At 63.9% G+C, this 15,885-nt stretch carries 11 protein-coding genes; 5 read left to right on the plus strand and 6 right to left on the minus strand.

Annotated elements, in window-relative coordinates; translation table 11 throughout:
- Window positions 1-123: 123 nt before the first annotated feature.
- From HNP98_RS11005 to HNP98_RS11015, 3 genes are all read right to left on the minus strand, one after another.
- Entirely contained in the window at window positions 124-450 is a 327-nt protein-coding gene (locus tag HNP98_RS11005) for a HesB/IscA family protein (RefSeq protein WP_068234160.1), read from the minus strand.
- 214 nt (window positions 451-664) lie between these two features.
- On the minus strand, window positions 665-1,075 hold the full coding sequence (gene iscU / locus HNP98_RS11010; RefSeq protein WP_035561862.1) for a Fe-S cluster assembly scaffold IscU: 411 nt from the start codon (window positions 1,073-1,075) through the stop codon (window positions 665-667).
- 110 nt (window positions 1,076-1,185) lie between these two features.
- Window positions 1,186-2,400, minus strand: coding sequence for an IscS subfamily cysteine desulfurase (locus HNP98_RS11015; protein WP_173810122.1), 1,215 nt, complete (start codon window positions 2,398-2,400; stop codon window positions 1,186-1,188).
- Between the two features lie 138 nt (window positions 2,401-2,538).
- Between HNP98_RS11015 and mce the strand changes: the two genes are divergently transcribed.
- The 3 genes from mce (at window position 2,539) to HNP98_RS11030 (ending at window position 5,255) form a co-directional block, all read left to right on the plus strand.
- Window positions 2,539-2,955: a methylmalonyl-CoA epimerase gene (gene mce, locus HNP98_RS11020; protein ID WP_173810123.1), complete on the plus strand. Its 417-nt coding sequence runs from the start codon at window positions 2,539-2,541 to the stop codon at window positions 2,953-2,955.
- A 225-nt stretch (window positions 2,956-3,180) separates the two neighbouring features.
- The gene (locus HNP98_RS11025) at window positions 3,181-3,753 is read left to right on the plus strand and encodes an L-threonylcarbamoyladenylate synthase (protein WP_173810124.1); all 573 of its coding nucleotides are present in this window, start codon (window positions 3,181-3,183) and stop codon (window positions 3,751-3,753) included.
- Window positions 3,754-3,821: 68 nt separating this feature from the next.
- Window positions 3,822-5,255, plus strand: coding sequence for a CCA tRNA nucleotidyltransferase (locus HNP98_RS11030; protein WP_173810125.1), 1,434 nt, complete (start codon window positions 3,822-3,824; stop codon window positions 5,253-5,255).
- 6 nt (window positions 5,256-5,261) lie between these two features.
- Here the strand turns inward: HNP98_RS11030 and HNP98_RS11035 are convergent, their stop codons facing one another.
- The 3 genes from HNP98_RS11035 to HNP98_RS11045 form a co-directional block, all read right to left on the minus strand.
- On the minus strand, window positions 5,262-6,425 hold the full coding sequence (locus HNP98_RS11035; protein WP_173810126.1) for an alpha/beta hydrolase-fold protein: 1,164 nt from the start codon (window positions 6,423-6,425) through the stop codon (window positions 5,262-5,264).
- Window positions 6,426-6,687: 262 nt separating this feature from the next.
- Window positions 6,688-9,354, minus strand: coding sequence for a PspC domain-containing protein (locus HNP98_RS11040; RefSeq protein WP_173810127.1), 2,667 nt, complete (start codon window positions 9,352-9,354; stop codon window positions 6,688-6,690).
- Window positions 9,355-9,418: 64 nt separating this feature from the next.
- Window positions 9,419-9,766: a PadR family transcriptional regulator gene (locus tag HNP98_RS11045; protein ID WP_173810128.1), complete on the minus strand. Its 348-nt coding sequence runs from the start codon at window positions 9,764-9,766 to the stop codon at window positions 9,419-9,421.
- A 358-nt stretch (window positions 9,767-10,124) separates the two neighbouring features.
- On the opposite strand from HNP98_RS11045, the gene HNP98_RS11050 reads away from it, so the two are divergent.
- Both HNP98_RS11050 and porU2 read left to right on the plus strand, forming a co-directional pair.
- Window positions 10,125-11,231, plus strand: a complete 1,107-nt coding sequence (locus tag HNP98_RS11050) for a putative type IX sorting system protein PorV2 (protein WP_173810129.1) — start codon at window positions 10,125-10,127, stop codon at window positions 11,229-11,231.
- A gap of 62 nt (window positions 11,232-11,293) precedes the next feature.
- On the plus strand, window positions 11,294-15,880 hold the full coding sequence (gene porU2, locus HNP98_RS11055; protein ID WP_173810130.1) for a putative type IX secretion system sortase PorU2: 4,587 nt from the start codon (window positions 11,294-11,296) through the stop codon (window positions 15,878-15,880).
- The last annotated feature ends 5 nt before the right edge of the window (window positions 15,881-15,885 follow it).

A 15,885-nucleotide genomic window follows, 5' to 3' on the forward strand; every position in this document is an offset into this window, starting at 1 on the left:
CTACACCCCCGACGGCACTTTAACTAAAACACTGCGTAGCTGTAGGTACGGATTAGGCCAAAAGGGTAGGGGCCCCGTGCACATTGCACGGGGCCCCTAATTCATTCAAGTATTCAGTATGAGTTACACCGAGAAGCTCTCGCCGCAGCCGCAGGAGCGGGAGGCGTTGGGGTTGTTGAACTGGAAGCCTTTGCCGTTCAGGCCGTCCGAAAAGTCCAGCTCGGTGCCGGCCAGGTAGAGGAAGCTCTTCATGTCCACCACCACGCGCACGCCTTTGTCTTCGAACTCCTGGTCCATCGGCCGCACCTCGTTGTCGAAGTCCAGCTTGTAGCTCAGGCCCGAGCAGCCGCCACCGGCCACCGAGGCACGCAGGCGGTACGTGGCGTCCAGCTCCGAATCGTGCATCAGGCGCTCAACTTTCTCCTTGGCTTTGTCGGATACAGTAATCATGGCGGTAAGCGAATTAAACGAAACGGCGGAAAGGCCGGGACGCAAAGATAGGACCCTTATTTATACGTATTGTAAACAAGTAATTGGCGAAAAGTATTCACGCCCACTTCCTAAAAAAAGAAAGCAGGCTCCTAACCCGCTAAAGGTCAAGAGCCTGCTTAGGCTGAATTGCAAATAAGTGAGTCATTTACTCATTCACAACTCGCTCATTCACTTAGTGGTGGGCCAGCTCCAGGGCGGGCAAGCCGTTTTTCACGCGGTAGTCCGAAATGGCCGATTTGATGGCGTCTTCGGCCAGCACCGAGCAGTGGATTTTCACCGGCGGCAGGGCCAGCTCTTCCACAATCTCCATGTTGTCGATGGCCAGGGCCTCGTCCACGGTTTTACCTTTCAGCCACTCCGTGGCCAGCGACGACGACGCAATGGCTGAGCCGCAGCCGAAGGTTTTGAATTTGGCGTCGGTGATGGTGTTGGTGGCTTCGTCCACCTCGATCTGCAGGCGCATGACGTCGCCGCACTCGGGGGCCCCCACCAAGCCGGTGCCCACATTTTTCTTGCTTTTGTCCAGCGTGCCCACGTTGCGGGGGTTGCTGTAGTGGTCGATTACTTTATCGGAGTAAGCCATGGCTTTTTTGAATTAAAAATTAAAAATTAAAAATTATGAATTGAAAACAGAATCAGAACGCACGACAAGGTGCAATTCATAATTCATAATTTTTAATTCATAATTAATTATCAATGCTCGGCCCACTCAATTTTGCTGAGGTCGATGCCTTCCTTGTGCATTTCCCACAGGGGCGACATTTCGCGGAGCTTGGTGACGGCCTCTTTTACGTGGTTGATGGCATAATCGATTTGCTCGTCGGTGGTGAAGCGGCTCAGGCCGAAGCGCAAGCTGCTGTGCGCCAAGTCGTCGCTCAGGCCCAGGGCCTTGAGCACGTAGCTGGGCTCCAGCGAAGCCGAGGTGCAGGCCGAACCCGACGACACGGCCAGGTCCTTCACGCCCATCATCAGGCCTTCGCCTTCCACGTACTTGAAGCTGATGTTGGCCACGTGGGGCAGGCGGTGCTCCACCGAGCCGTTCACGTAGGTTTCTTCCATCGTCATCAGCTCGGCTTGCAGGCGGTCGCGCATCACGCTGAGGCGGGCGGCGTCGGCCGCCATTTCCAGGCGGGCCAATTCGCAGGCCTTGCCCATGCCCACGATGCCGGGCACGTTGAGGGTGCCCGAGCGCATGCCGCGCTCGTGGCCGCCGCCGTCCATCTGGGCGGTCACTTTCACGCGCGGGTTTTTGCGGCGCACGTACAGGGCCCCGATGCCCTTGGGGCCGTACATTTTGTGGGCCGTGAAGGCCATGATGTCGATGCCGTCGGCGTTCACGTCCACCGGAATCTTGCCCACGGCCTGGGTGCCGTCGGTCATGAACAGGGCCCCGTGCTTGTGGGCGATGGCGGCAATTTCGCGGATGGGCTGGATGGTGCCCGTCTCGTTGTTGCCGTACATGATGGTCACCAGAATCGTCTCGGGCGTCATGGCTGCTTCGAGGTCCTCCAGGCTGATAAGGCCCAGCTCGTCGACGGGCAGGTAGGTTACGCGGCCGCCGATTTTCTCGAGGTGCTTGCACGTGTCGAGGATGGCCTTGTGCTCGGTGGTGGTGGTGATGATGTGGTTGCCCTTCTGGGCGTACATCTCAAACACGCCCTTGATGCCCAGGTTGTCGCCCTCGGTGGCCCCGCTGGTGAAGATAATCTCCTTCGAGTCGCAGCCGATGAGTTGGGCAATCTGGGTACGGGCGTAGTCCACGCCTTCTTCGGCGGCCCAGCCGAAGGGGTGGTTGCGTGACGCCGCATTGCCGAACACGTCGGTCAGGTAAGGCATCATCGCCTCCAGCACCCGGGGGTCAAGGGGCGTGGTGGCGTTGTTGTCGAGGTAAATGGGGAGCTTAAGCATTGCGCAAGAGCGGTTGTTGGCAGGGGAAGGGCCGGCGGTGGGCCAGCCGTGCATAGAACACCGTTCCAAGATAAACGGTTTTCTTTGGCCCCACAAAAATAGGGACATTCCTACCTATATAACGGCCCCGGCCTTTTCATGCTCACCAACCTCGAACACCTCGGCCTGGCCGTGCCCGATTTGGCCGCCGCCACGGCCCTCTACACCAAGCTGCTGGGCACGGAGCCCTACAAAACCGAGCACGTGGCCAGCGAGGCCGTCGACACGGTGTTTTTCCAAGTAGGGGGCTCCAAAATCGAGCTGCTGGCCGGCACCAGCCCCGACAGCGCCATCACCAAATTCCTGGAGAAGAAGCCCGCCGGCATTCACCACGTGGCCTTTGAGGTCGACGACATCGTGGCCGAAATGGCCCGCCTGCGCGCCGAAGGTTTCACCTTGCTCAACGAGGCCCCCAAGCGCGGGGCCGACAACAAGCTCGTGTGCTTCGTGCACCCCAAAAGCGCCGGCGGTGTGCTGGTAGAACTCTGCCAGACCACAGATTTAACGGATTTCTAGCGGATTTAACGGATTCTTTGGGGTTCCGCTCGTCTTGGCGGTCCTTTGGGCCGGATAAGCCGCTGGGTTGACTGCCTGCGCACGCATTCTTACCTGTGGCCGGCTGCTACTGCCTCCCACCAATTTAGTGAAGGGGCAGCGCTCTGACATTTTTTAGGGCCCCTAGCGGCGGAACCCCAAAAAAATCCGTTAAATCCGCTAGAAATCCGTTAAATCTGTGGTCCTATGAAGTTTTTCCAGCAAGAAGTAGACGCCGCCGTCGATGCGCTGCTGCTTCAGCAAGTCATCCTGTACCCCACCGACACCGTGTGGGGCCTGGGCTGCGACGCCGAAGTGCCGCCGGCCGTCGAGAAATTGTATAAACTGAAGGGCCGCGAGGCCGGCAAGCCCAGCATCGTGCTGGTGGCCGACCTGGCCATGCTGGCCCGCTACACTACCCAGGTGCCGGCCGGGCTGGAAGCCGCCCTGGCCGCCCAAACCCGCCCCACCACCTACATCCTGCCCGCCAGCCGCGCCGTGGCCCCCAACCTGGTGGGCCCCGACGGCACCGTGGGCCTGCGCATTGTGCACGACGAGTTTTGCTTTAAAGTGGTGCGCCGCCTGGGCCACGGCCTGGTGTCCACGTCGGCCAACAAGCCCGGCGAGCCGGCCCCCGCGGTGTATGCTGACATTGACCCCGCCCTGCTGCGCGGCGCCGACCACGTAGTGACCTGGCGGCAGGACGACGCGACCCGCATGGCCCCCTCGCGGGTGGTGCGCCTGGCGCCCGGCGGGGCCCTGGAAGTGGTGCGCGAGTAGGGGCGGCGCGGGCGCGCCGGGCGCCGCGTGGGGCCCCAAATCCGGCCGGCTTGCCGACCTTTGCGCCCATGAACACGCCCGAACTGCCCGAGTTGCCCATCTTTCGCACCATCGCCGACGCGGCCGGGGCCCTCGGCCAGCCGGCCTACGTGATTGGCGGCTACGTGCGCGACCTGGCCCTGGGCCGCGCCAGCAAAGACATCGACGTGGTGACCGTGGGCGACGGCATTGCCCTGGCCCAGGAGGTGGGCCGCCGCCTGCCGGGCCGGGGTAAAGTCACGGTGTTCAAGAACTTCGGCACCGCCATGCTGCCCACCCAGGAGGCCGGCGAAATCGAGTTTGTGGGGGCCCGCAAAGAGAGCTACCGCGCCGAAAGCCGCAAGCCCGAAGTGGAAACCGGCACCCTGGAAGACGACCTGGCCCGGCGCGACTTCACCATTAATGCTTTGGGATTAAGCCTGAACCCGGCCGACTTTGGGGCCCTGGTGGACCGCTATGGCGGGATGCAGGACTTAAACACGCAGACCATTCGCACGCCGCTGGGGCCCGACGTGACGTTTTCGGACGACCCGCTGCGGATGATGCGCGCCGTGCGCTTCGCCTCGCAGCTGGGCTTCGACATCGAGCCCGACACCTACGACGCCATTGTGCGCAACAAGGAGCGGATCAAGATTGTGTCGCAGGAGCGAATTACGACCGAGCTGAACAAAATCATCGAGTCGCCGCTGCCCAGCTACGGCTTTAAGCTGCTGTTCCAGACCGGGTTGCTGCACCTCATCTTTCCGAAGATGGCGCAGCTGCACGGCGTGGAAAAGGTGGGCAAGCACGCGCACAAGGACAACTTTTACCACACGCTGCAAGTGCTGGACAACGTGGCGGCTGCCGGCGGCGACCTGTGGCTGCGCTGGGCCGCCGTGCTGCACGACATCGCCAAGCCCGCCACCAAGCGCTACTTTCCGGCCCAGGGCTGGACGTTCCACGGCCACGAGGACAAGGGGGCCCGCTGGGTGCCCGGTATTTTTGCCGACCTGAAGCTGCCCCAGGGCGAGGAGATGCGCATGGTGCAAAAGCTCGTGCGCCTTCACCTGCGCCCCATCGCGCTGGTGAAGGAAACCGTGACCGCCGCCGCCGTGCGCCGCCTGCTCTTCGAGGCCGGCGATGACATTGACCGGCTGATGCTGCTGTGCCGGGCCGACATCACCAGCAAGGACCACGAGCGCAAGGCCCGCTACCTGCGCAATTTTGGCGAAGTGGAGGAGAAGCTGAAGGAGGTGGAAGCCCAGGACCACCTGCGCAATTTCAAGCCCGTCATCACCGGCGAAATCATCATGGAAGCCTTTGGCCTCAAGCCCTCTAAGGACGTGGGCGAGTTGAAGAATGCCGTGCTGGAGGCCATCCTGGAGGGCACCATCAAAAACGAAATGGCCGACGCCTGGGCCTTCCTGTTGCAGCAGGGGGCGGCCCGGGGGCTGGCGCCCGTTGGCCCGGCCCCGCAGGCCTAACCGCCGCTACGGCTGCGGGCAGAGCTGCGCCAGGAGTTGGCGCAGGGCAGCGGGCCCCGCCGGGCCGTAGAGAAAGCCGTGGCCGCCCGTGGGCACGGCTTGCAGCCGCCACTTAGGCGCTTGGGCGCGGTGCGCGTCGTAGGCGGCTTTCACTGCCGGGTAAGGATAAAGTGTATCGTCTTCGGCGCTGAGCTGGTAACAGGGTTTGCCCTGCCCCAAGCGGCCGTAGCCGGCCCCCAGCGGCAGTTCCGGCGCCGGCGACAACGCATAAAACCCGCTGAACGCGGCCGACCGCTGGCTGGCAAACCACAACGCGGCGCTGCCCCCGTTGCTCAGGCCGCCCAGCACCGTGCAGCGGGAATTGGTGCGGTAACGGGCTTGCACCTCGGCTACTATCGACTCAATTTGGGCGAACGCTGCCGGTTGGCTCACCCACCCAAAACTGCGGCGGCCAAAAGGGTACACCACCAGGGCCGCGGCCGGCGCGGCAGCAAAAATGGGCTCTTGTGTCACGTCAGGATCGGCATATTGGAACTGGGCGGTGCTCACCACGCCGCCGTGCAGGTACACCACCACGGGCGCAGGCCGGGCGGGGTCATAGCCGGCCGGCACGCGCACCAGGTAGGGCATCCGTACGGTGTCGCCGGACACGGCGCTGAAATACAGCGCAAAGCCGGGCTGGGCAGTGGCCCGCCGGCCGGTGGGCGCGGGCAGCGCGTGGGCCCGGGTTTCACGGAGCCAGCGCTGCTGGGCGGCGGTTTTGGCTGCGGCTTGGTCGGCCAGGGCTTGGCGCGCGGCGGCCAGCCAGCGGGGCCAGGCAGGGTCGGCGTGCAGGGGGGCCAGGGCGGGGTCCTGGGCTACGTTGTCGAGGTCGCCGGGCTGCATCCGCAGCGGGCGCCGCCGGCGCAGCTGCCCAAGCCACTGCCAGGCCAGGCCCTGCCGGGCGGGGCACTGGGCCGCCGCCGTTGCGGCGGCAAACAGCTCGAACTCGTTGGCGCGGGCGGTATCGGGCGCGAAGGCCTGCGCGAACGTGGCCACGGCCCCGCAGCAGTCCTTGCCCTGCAGCTGGGTGCTGCCGTGCTCCAGCAAGCGGGTGTATTCAGGAGTGGCGGTTTGTGCCAACGCCGCGCCGGTGCGCGTCAGCAGCAAAACCAAAAAGAAGGTTTTCATGGGCTTGCACAGCAAAATTTGGTGCCTATTACAGGCTAACTGGGGCCCCCATTAAAAACGAAATGGCCGAAGCCTGGGCCTTCCTGTTGCAGCAGGGAGTGGCCTGGGGGCTTCGGCCGGAAGGAACCTCATTTCACTCACCAGTCTGAGGGATCCTTCCTTTTAGGTAGGTTTCGTGGGGCAATAGATGCGGCCAGCAGGGGCGGGGTTGCCCGCTTTAGGGCCCCGGCGCAAGAAAATTTCGCCGGGGGCCCTACTTGGCCTACAGCCGGTGGAAGCTGGAACCGCCGATGGAGCTCACTTTCACGCTTTTGGGATTGCCGCTGTAGGCCACCTCGCTGCCGCCCACGGCGTCGCCCTTCAGGGTTTCGCTCACGTTGAGGCGGGCTTTGCAGGCCCCGACCAGGCTCACCTTGGCGGTGCGGGTTTGGAGGTTGGCCCCGGCCAGCTCGGAGGCCCCGGCGGCGTCGAGGGTCAGGTCGTCGGCGTGGCCGGTGGCGGTGGTGTGGCAGGGCCCGGCCAGCGATATTTTCAGGGTGCCGTAGTTGCCGTTCAGGCGCAGGTGGCTCACGCCGGCCTGCTGCACTTGCAGGCGGTCCTGGCGGTCGAAGCCGCCGAGGTCGGCCTGGATGCCGCCGGCCAGCTCCAGGCTTTCCACGGCCGGCATCTCGATGCGGATGAGCACCTTCTGCTGGTCGCGGTTCCAGTCTTTGCCGAAAATCGAGGTGTCGCGGGGCTTGATTTCCAAGGCGTTGCCGTCGCGCGACACCCGCAGGTCGTTCAGCTCGTCCTCCGCGCCGCCGGCCTCAATTTTGAAGGCGTCGCCGTGGCGCACCACCACGCGGTAGCCGCCCACCACGTTCACCCGGGTAAAGTCCGTCTCGTTGAACGAGCGGCGGGCGCTGCCGTAGCTGCCCAGGTCGGTGTCGAAGCTGGGGGCCCCGCCGTAATTGAGTGACAGGCCGCTCTTGGAATCGCTGCTGTCGTCGCCGTCGTCGTTGCTGTTGTCGTCGCTGCTGGTGTCGGCATCGCTGTTGTCATTATCGTCTTCGCTGGCCGAGGCGTTGGCGCAGTCCAGGCACTGGAAGCGGCCGCTGCGCAGCAGGCGGGCGCGGTGGGGCTGGTCGCCGCTGGGCCGGCGGTTACCCTGGAAGTCGTCGTCGTCGAGGCGGTCGATGAACGCCCGCGTCAGGCGGTAGTTCTTGTCCAGGGGAAGGTGCAGGGTGAGCGCCACCTTTTGGTCGCGGTAGGGCGCGTCGTTGGTCAGCGTGAAGCCGCGGTCCAGGGTCAGTACCGAGTCTTTCTGTTCTAAATTGTACTGTACTGTAGCGGCGGCTTGACGAGCAGCGGCGGCCGAAATACCGCGGGCCGTCACCTCCTGCTCGATATAAGGGGCTTTGCCGCTATCAGCCGGAGCTAGGTTGAAGTCCACACGCTCAAAAAAGTTGTCGTCATCTTCGTCGCGTACAGTCAGCACGAAGCCACGGCCGGCCACTGGGGCTAGGTTGCGGGTCGTCACCATACTATCGCGGGTTCGGAACTCGCGCTTGACTTGGCCAGCGGCTACCGCCGTACCCATTACGCCTACCAACCACAGGCCTAACAGCGACAGGCCGGCCGTACGGCCCAGCATCGGGCGGCGTAGCAGTAGCCGCAGTCCCAACAGCACCAGCGCCAGAAACGGAATGCCTACTGCCAACAAAGCAACTACACCGGCCCAAGGATGTACGTTGTGTAGCACAGCGGCAAAATTCTGGGCGCTGCTGCCATCGTCAAAATGAATGCCGCCCCGCCCGTTGCTCGTCAGCGAATTGAACGGAATCATACCCGCCACCACGCCCAAAGCAGTAAACAAGCCAAATAATACGCTGCCGCCCATGAAGATGAGCAGGGCCCCCACGCCCCACCGGATGAGCGTGCCGAGGAAGCTCACCGCCGGCCGGGCCCCGCGGGCCGCGCCTTCCAGAAACGCGCCCACCGGGCGGTTGGGGGCCGGGGCCACCGGGTTGCCGTCGGCGTCGAAGGCCGTGGCGCGCAGGTTGTTGTCGATGCCCGAGAGGGTCACGCCCTCGCCGCGCATCTGCATTTTTTCCGACACCGTTTTGGCTTCGGGGGCCACCACCCAGAGGATGATGTAGAGCACGAACGTGAAGCCGCCCGCAAGCAGGCCCGCCAGCAGCAGCACCCGCACCAGCGTCACGTCGAGGTTGAGGTAGTAGGCCAGGCCGCCGGCCACGCCCCCGATTTTGCCCGTGTCGGTGTCGCGAAACAAGCGCCGGCCCGCCAGGGGCCCCGCGCCCGGGGCAATGGTGTCGGGGTCGGGGGCATCGTAGCGCTTGGGCAGCAGCACCCAGAGGATGACGTACAGCAGCACGGCGAAGCCCGAGAGATTCACCGGGTTGTCAAAATCCATTGTGTGGCCGATGCGCAAAAACGGCTTAAACAGCACCAGGGCCACAAACCCCAGCCGAATCCAGAGCGGGCTCACGGCCAGGTACTGGGCCAGGCCGGCGGCCACGCCCGCAATCTTGCGGTGGGCCATGTCGCGGAACAGGCGCTTCGGAGCACCGGCAGCGGCCGTGGCAGCCCCGGCGGCGTAGGCTGCGCCCGCCCCGGCGGCTCCGGCGAAAGCGCCGGTGGTTTCGGTTTCGTCTTCCTCGTCGAGGTCCGAAGCAAAGTCGCTCACCCGGCCCATCTTGGCCGTCATGGCTTCCACGTCGTCCAGGGTGATGACCTGCTTGGCAGCCGAGAGGCGGGCGGCGAAGATTTCGGCGATGCGGCCCTCGATGTCGGCCACGATGTCCTGGTGGCCGCGGAAGCTGGCGAAGTGCGCCTTCACCTCGGTCAGGTAGCGGCCGAGCACTTCGTAGCCGTCTTCTTCGATGTGGAAGATGAGGCCCTGCAAGTTGATGCTGATGTTCTTTTTCATACGAAGGAAGGCCGAACGGGCCGGTTTGAAGGCTGGTGAGTGAAAGGCAAAAAGGCGGGCCGCATCAGCGGAGGTCGCCGGGCGGCCGGCCCTGGCGGATGATGCCCACGGACAGGGCCATTTCCTCCCACGTGTCGCGCAGTTCCTGCAGAAACTGCGCCCCGTCCGGGGTGAGGACGTAGTACTTGCGGGGCGGGCCGCTGGTGCTCTCCTTCCAGGTGTAGTCGAGCAGGGCGGCGTTTTTGAGGCGCGTCAGCAGCGGGTAGAGGGTGCCCTCGACCACAATCATGCGGGCCACCGTCAGTTCCTCCAGCATGTCGGAGGCGTAGGCCTCGCCGCGGGCGATGATCTCCAGGATGCAGAATTCCAGGATGCCCTTACGCATCTGCACCTGGGTGTTTTCGAGTTTCATGGGCGATGGGATAGGCTAGTGGGTGATGAACGGTACAAATGTATGGTAGGTACTTTGTTTTGCAAGGTACTGTTACAAAATAAACTGGTATTTATTTTGGATAATTTTGTAAAACACCTTAAATGGGTTGTTTAAGCGGTTTTGGACGGAAAAATATTTTTAAGCTCACGCAATTAATTTCCCGGTGGCGGCCCGGGCGGGAGGGCCCCGGGCGGCCTGCGGAGGGCGTTTGGGCGCGGGGCGGCCCGCTGCGCCCGGCCCGGCCGGGCCCCCGGGGGCCCCGGCCGGGCGCGGGGCCACGCACTAGAAAGCGGTAACTTGCGTTCCGTCCGCGAAAATTTATACTCGTCCGTATTCTATGCCCCAGTTCTCCCCGCTCGCGCGGCGGCTGTTGGTGCTGGCCGCCGGGGCCCTATTGGCCCGTTCCGCTGCTGCCCAAACCACCAGCACGCCCAAATACAGCAACGAATTCCTTAACCTCGGCGTGGGGGCCCGGGCCTTGGGCATGGGCAAAGTGCAAGTGGGCCTGGCCGACGACGCCACCGCCGGCTACTGGAACCCGGCCGGCCTCACGAACCAAACCCACAAGTACGACGGCGTGCTGATGCACTCCGAGCTGTTTTCGGGCATTGTGAAAAACGACTACGCGGCGTTTTCCATGCCCCTCGACGACAAGAGCGCCATCGGCGTGAGCCTCATGCGCCTGGGCGTGGACAACATCGCTGACACGCGCAACCTCATCAACGAGTACGGCTACATTCAGTACGACAAAATCACCTACTTCTCGGTGGCCGACTATGCCCTGCTGCTCTCGTACGCCCGCAAAATCGGGCAGGTGGAGGGCCTGAGCGTGGGGGCCAACGCCAAGGTCATTTACCGCAATGTGGGCAGCTTCGCCAACGCCTACGGCTTCGGTATCGATTTGGGGGTGCAATACAACCGCAACGGCTGGAAGCTGGGCCTGACGGCCCGCGACGTGACCACCACCTTCACCGCTTGGAGCATCAACGCCGACTACTACCGCAGCGCGGTGCTCTACGGCTCGAACGACCCGGTGCCAACCAACCGCAACGAAATCACGCTGCCGCGCCTGGTGCTGGGCGCGGGCCGGCAGTTCAAGCTGCCCCAGCAGTTCACCGCCCTGGTGGCCGTCGATTTGGAGGCCACCACCGACGGCCGCCGCAACACGCCCATTGCTACCAGCGTGGTAAGCGTGGACCCGCGGGCCGGCGTAGAGCTGGGCTACCGCAACTTGGTGTTTCTACGCGGTGGGGCCGGTAACTTTCAGAAAATCAATGACTTCAGCGGTACTCAGGCTTGGAAGGGGCAGTATAGCCTGGGGGCCGGCGTGGCCCTCAGCGGCCTGCGCGTGGACCTGGCCCTCTCGCGGCTGGCCGTGGAGGCCCTGGGCCAAACCTCCCAAACCAACTCGCTGATTGTGAGCCTGGGCTACGGCTTTAAGTAAGCGACTATCAACCGAATTCAATAAAAGCCGGGCGGGGCGACGACCGGACTATCTGCTAGGCTATGAAACGAATCGATACCCGCGAACTACTGCATTGGGGGGCTTTGGTGTGGCTGCTGGCGCTGCTGGGCAGCGGGGCGGCCCGCGCCCAGTCGGGGCCCTACGGCAACGAATGGATTGTGCCCGGCCAGCCGTACTACAAAATCAAAATCACCCAGGACGCCCTCTACCGGCTCGATTACCAGTACCTGACCAAAGCCGGCCTGAGCGGCATCGACCCCAGCCGCCTGCAGCTGTGGCGGCGCGGCAAGGAGCTGGCCGTGTATCAGGGCGGCACCCCTACCACGTTTGACGCCAGCACCTACCTGGAATTTTACGGCCAGCGCAACGACGGGGCCCTCGACCGGGGCCTCTACAAAACGCCCGCCGACCAGCCGCACCAGCTTTACAGCTTCTACACCGACACGGCGGCGTATTTCCTCACGTACCCCGGGCCGGGTGGCCGGTTAGGCAAGCGCATGGCCGAGTCGCAGTCGGCCGGTGGCGGCACACCGCAGGCGTGGTGGCTGTTTACCGCGGCAAGAGCCGAAGCCAGTGCCTACACGGAAGCTCCTAACGGTTCCACTTACCTGCCGTGGTTGGAGTCGGGCGAGGGATTTTATTCGCCAAGCCTCACCGGCTCGGCGGGTACCTATGATGATGGTATATATCCACTGCTAGCTGTATTGCCCACGGGGCCAGCCCCGGCCCCCGTTATTGAGTTGGGCCTGACGGGAGGAACTTTAGTGCCCCATTCGACTGAAATATTAGTCAACGATAACCCAACAAATCGCAGTTCGGTCCGTTCCTTGGGGTCTGCCACTTACAAAAACTATGAGAACATCGTCAAGCGCTTTACTTTAAAGCGTTCTGATGTTGCCCCCAACGGAGGAGTAATCATTCGGCTTTCGGGCCCTGCTACCGGTACAACCTCTACCAGTGATTATTTTCACTTATCCTATTTGAAAGCCGTTGCGCCGCAGGCCACCCGCTGGCTTAATGTTGGACCGCAGCCCTTTCGCAACGATTCGACGCTAAGCACGCCGGCCACGTTCGAAGTGGACAGCATTCCGGCCACCGCCCGCGGCTACGACATCCACGACCCCTGGAACGTGCAGCGTATCGCGCCCGCCGCCGCTCTGACCCTAGGTGCACTCGGGCGCCGCTTTGTGTTTACAAGTACTGCCGGTGGGCAGTCGCGCCGCCTGCTGCTGGCCGACCCGGCGGCGGCGGCGGTACCAGCGGCGCCCCAGCGGCTGGTGTTCCGCAACCTCAACGCCAAGGCCACTTTCGCCATCGTTACGCACCCACAGGTGTACGGGGCTTCCAAGGCCCCCCGGCTGTACGCGGGCTACCGGGCCTCGGCTGCCGGGGGCGGCTACGATACCCTGGTCGTGACGGCTCCGCAGCTATACGACCAGTTTCATTACGGCGAGCGGTCGTGGTTGGCGTTGCGCCATTTTGGCCTGTGGCTGGTCAACGGCAACCCGACCAACCCCAACCGCTACCTGCTGCTGTTGGGCAAAGGCATTGTGCCCAGCGACAATTCGCTTTACAGCTACCGCACGCACGGAGAAAACGGCGTTGACCTGGTGCCAACCAGTTCGCGCTCAGTGTCGGACAACATGATAACGGCCGATTTCTATAACGGCGACTACCGGGCCAAGCTGCGCACCGGCCGCCTTACGGTAGTCAACGAGCAGCAAGTGCTTGTTTACCTGGCCAAGTTGAGAGAGCACGAGGCCCTGGGCCTGGCCCCGTGGCGCAAAAACGTGCTGCACTTGGTGGGGGGCACTAACCAGACCGAAGGCGACGAATTCCGGGCGATAATGGACCGCAGCAAAGTGCGGGCCCAGCAGCCCTTGTTTGGGGGCACCGTGACCACCCGTGAAATCGTTTCCCAGCTGCCGGTGGCCGTCAATATTGCCACGGAACTGAACGGGGGGCTTTCGCTTATTACCTACTTTGGCCACGGCTCCAACAACCATTTCTTGCTGGATTTTCTAGGGCCTAGCGACGCGTCCAATGGCTACACCAACGCCGGCAAGTACCCGATGCTGTTTCTAAACGGCTGCGCGGGCAACCACACCTTCACCCCCAGCTACACCCGCGTCGAAGACTGGCTATTTACGCCCAGCGCGGGGGCTCTGGGCTCACTCGGCGAGTACGGCTTCAGCTATTCGGACCGGCTGGAGATTTCGCAGGATTCGATGTACCGGCTGCTGTTCAACGACCCGAACTACTACGGCCAACCCATCACGGCGGTGCACGACGAGCTGGTGCGGCGCTTGCAGAAAACGCCGTACTTCAAAGACGATATCGGTATTGAGCAGTTGCTGGCCACCGGCTGGCAAGGCGACCCCACGCTGGCGCTGTACGCGCCGCCCAAGCCCGACTTCGTGGCCAGCAACGGGGCGCTGTCCGTCAGTTCGGCCAACCCGCCGGCGGAAGTGACGGCGGGCTCGGCCACGTTCCTGTTGAACATCGGGGTGAGCAACCCGGGCAAAATTACCCGTGACAAGGTGGAGGTGCGCGTGACCCGCCACTACGACGGCACCGGCGGCACCCGGCCCGACGACGTGTACACGCAGGTGTTTCCGCAGGCGTTCCGGCGCGATACGGTGTACGCTTTTGCCATTCCCAATACCGTGGTGGCCGGGGTGAACGTGTTCGGCAATAACCTGTTCACGGTGGAGCTGGACTACCAAAAAAAGGTGGCCGAGCTGGACGAGACCAACAACATCGCCACGCTGAGCTACACCTTTTTGCAAGGCGGCGTGACGGTGCTCAGCCCGCCCGAGTTTGCCGTCGTGCCCACCAACGCGCCCCGCCTGGTGGCCCAAACCAACGACCCCAACGGCCCGGCCCGCCTCTTCAACGCGGAGCTGGACACGACGGCGGCCTTCAACAGCCCGCTCGTGCAGCGCACGAATATCACCGCTCCGCTGCTGGTGAGCTGGCGGCCCACGCTGCCCGCCGTGGGGCGCGACAGCGTGGTGTGGTACTGGCGGGTGCGCTTCGCGGCGGCCGGGCCGGGCGAAGATGCCCGCTGGGCCACCAGCTCGTTCCGGGTCATCAACGGCCTCAGCGGGTGGTCGCAGAGCCACTACGCCCAGCTCCAGCGCGATAATTCGGCGGGGGTGAGCGTGGCGGGGCCCAACGGCCGCTGGGCGTTTGACCCCCAAACCACGCGGGCCACGATAACGTCGACCCGCATCGGGCCGGCGCAGGAGTGGAAAACCCTGCTGCACCAGGTGGCGCCGGGCAGCCCCACCGGTAATTTCAAGCTGCGCCTGCTGGGCATCGACGCGGCCGGCAACGTGAAGGAGCTGAAGGACCGCGTGCCGTCGTCGCGGTTTTCGCTGGCCGGCATTTCGGCCACCGACTACCCGTACCTGCAGCTGGAGCTAAGCGTGGCCGACACCAACCGCGTGGCCCCGCAGCTGCGCGAGTGGCTGGTGGCCTACACCGGCGTGCCCGAGGGCATTGTGCGCCGCGACCTGGTGCCGGCCGCAACCTACGACCCCGCCACGCTGCTGCAACAGGCCACCACCAAGCCGGGCACCCTCGCCTTCCCGGTGCTGTTCGAGAACGTGTCGGCCCTGCCATTTGGCACGCCGCTGGTGGTGAAGGCGGAGGTGTTCGACAGCAATACCAACACCCGGGTGGCGGGGCCGGTGCTGCAAACCGTAACCACGCCCCTGCTGCCCAACGCCATCCTGACCCAGAACGTCTCGATACCGGTGACCGGCAAGTTCGGCAACCTGTACACGAAGGTGACGTTCAACCCGCTGCCCCAGGCCCCCACCGACCCCCAGGCCCTACCCGAGCTGACGCACGTCAACAACGAGCTGAACCTGAGCCCCTTCAAAGTGGGCGACACCACCGTGCCGCCGGTGCTCGACGTGGCCTTCGACGGCCGCCACATCCTCAACGGCGAGATTGTGTCGCCGCGCCCCGTGGTCAGCATCCAGCTCACCGATACCGACAAGCTGCGGCCCCTGGCCGACGCCTCGGCCTTCACCGTGTACCTGCAAGCGGGCACCGCCCAGGCCACGGCCGTGAACGTGCTGGGCGCCGACGCGACGTTCCGGGTGGAAACCACCGCGGCCGGCAGCACGGCGTACCTCGACTACAGCCCCGGCCGCGCCAACCCGCTGCCCGACGGCAACTACACGCTGCGGGTGCAGGGCCGCAACGCGTCCAACCTCAGCGCCGCGGCCCAGGAGTTTCAGGTGAAGTTTACGGTGGTGAACGCCTCGAAAATCACCAACCTGTACCCGTACCCCAACCCGGTGACGAGCAAGGCGCGGTTCGTGTTCACGCTGACCGGCCAGGAGTTGCCGCGCAACATGAAAATTCAAATCATGACCCTGACGGGCCGCGTGGTGCGCGAGATTTTCATGGGCGAGCTGGGCAACATTCACATCGGCAACAACCTCACCGACTTCGCCTGGGACGGCACCGACCAGTACGGCGACCGGCTGGCCAACGGCACCTACCTCTACCGCGTCAGCCTCGACGACCCGGGCAGCGTCTTCTCGCGGCAGGCCACCAGCGGCGACCAGGCTTTTAAAAACGACTGGGGTAAGCTGGTACTGCTGCGCTAAAAGGA

The organism is Hymenobacter caeli, assembly GCF_013294115.1.
Lineage (GTDB): Bacteria > Bacteroidota > Bacteroidia > Cytophagales > Hymenobacteraceae > Hymenobacter > Hymenobacter caeli.

Coding starts and splice junctions, on each gene's coding strand:
- HNP98_RS11005 (WP_068234160.1), bottom strand. CDS start 450: ATGATTACTGTATCCGACAAAGCCAAGGAGAAAGTTGAGCGCCTGATG.
- iscU (WP_035561862.1), bottom strand. CDS start 1,075: ATGGCTTACTCCGATAAAGTAATCGACCACTACAGCAACCCCCGCAAC.
- HNP98_RS11015 (WP_173810122.1), bottom strand. CDS start 2,400: ATGCTTAAGCTCCCCATTTACCTCGACAACAACGCCACCACGCCCCTT.
- mce (WP_173810123.1), top strand. CDS start 2,539: ATGCTCACCAACCTCGAACACCTCGGCCTGGCCGTGCCCGATTTGGCC.
- HNP98_RS11025 (WP_173810124.1), top strand. CDS start 3,181: ATGAAGTTTTTCCAGCAAGAAGTAGACGCCGCCGTCGATGCGCTGCTG.
- HNP98_RS11030 (WP_173810125.1), top strand. CDS start 3,822: ATGAACACGCCCGAACTGCCCGAGTTGCCCATCTTTCGCACCATCGCC.
- HNP98_RS11035 (WP_173810126.1), bottom strand. CDS start 6,425: ATGAAAACCTTCTTTTTGGTTTTGCTGCTGACGCGCACCGGCGCGGCG.
- HNP98_RS11040 (WP_173810127.1), bottom strand. CDS start 9,354: ATGAAAAAGAACATCAGCATCAACTTGCAGGGCCTCATCTTCCACATC.
- HNP98_RS11045 (WP_173810128.1), bottom strand. CDS start 9,766: ATGAAACTCGAAAACACCCAGGTGCAGATGCGTAAGGGCATCCTGGAA.
- HNP98_RS11050 (WP_173810129.1), top strand. CDS start 10,125: ATGCCCCAGTTCTCCCCGCTCGCGCGGCGGCTGTTGGTGCTGGCCGCC.
- porU2 (WP_173810130.1), top strand. CDS start 11,294: ATGAAACGAATCGATACCCGCGAACTACTGCATTGGGGGGCTTTGGTG.